This window comes from Aliirhizobium sp. YIM B11859, assembly GCF_057163345.1.
Map to the genome: position 1 here is coordinate 1 of NZ_JBXHAY010000047.1, position 1,057 is coordinate 1,057.

Sequence of the window (1,057 nt, forward strand, 5' to 3'; positions counted from 1 at the left end):
CTAGAGCACGTCCGCTTTACTCGGGGTCATATCCGCACGATTTGAAGTAGTTGGCGCATTCTTGTGGTTCGAACAGCGTGACCATGTGGCCGACGGTATTCCATAAGCCGTTGATCGTTCGCTCGGCTTTTGCGCGCAATACGGCCTTGAGCTTCGCGAATGCCTTCTCGATGGGGTTGAAGTCGGGACTGTAGGGAGGAAGGTAAAGCAACCGGCATCCGGCGTTTTCGATTGCGTGACGCACGCCATCCGCTTTGTGTGCAGGCAGATTGTCCATGATGACGATATCGCCCGGAGCCAAAGTTGGAATGAGAACCTGCTGGACATAGGCCTGGAATGCCACCCCGTTCATCGCACCGTCCAAAACCATGGGTGCAGTCATTCCGGATAGCCTGAGGGCTCCGGTAAACGTCGTTGTCTTCCAATGGCCGTGCGGGACTGGTGAGCGGCATCGATCTCCGCAAGGGGCCCGTCCGCGAAGCCGAGACATTTTCGTGCTCAGGCCGGTTTCATCGATGAAGACGAGCCGCGCTGGATCGAGATCGAGTTGGCCGTCGAACCAGTCCTGACGACGCTTCAGGAGGTCAGGACGCTCCTGCTCCAGTGCATGTGCGGTCTTTTTTTGAAAGTCCAGCCGCGCTTTCGCAGCCAGACGTCAAGCGCGCTGCGGCCGATCGATACGGCTCTGTCCTCACGCAGTCGCAGAGCCATCTCGTTGAGCGTGATATCCTTTTCCTCTTCGATCATGCCGATGATGAAGTCCTCGTGAGCATCGAGGCGTGAGCCACCGCGTCGGCCCTGCTTTGCGGGCGTCAACTGTCCCGCCCGTGCGCTGGCGATCCAGGCGATGGCCGTTGAAATGCCAATTCCAAATCTGGCCGCCGCCGATCGAGCCGACATGCCATCGCGTGACGCAGCCAGAACGCGGCTACGCAGGTCATCACTGAAAGCTCGGGTCATATTGCCTCCGGCCAAATCAACAGTCGGGGCGATGGAATCATAATTCGGAAGCCAACGGAATCCTCAACGCGATTCCGTGTTCAATGGACGTGCTCTA

At 58.2% G+C, this 1,057-nt stretch carries 1 protein-coding gene; it reads right to left on the reverse strand.

Annotation, left to right across the window (positions count from 1 at the left end; translation table 11 throughout):
• Positions 1-16: 16 nt before the first annotated feature.
• A protein-coding gene (locus AC2GXZ_RS32550) for an IS630 family transposase (protein ID WP_483763382.1) occupies positions 17-960 on the reverse strand; the annotation gives its coding sequence in 2 pieces (ribosomal slippage) (positions 17-636 and positions 636-960; 945 coding nt in all).
• Positions 961-1,057: the final 97 nt, after the last annotated feature.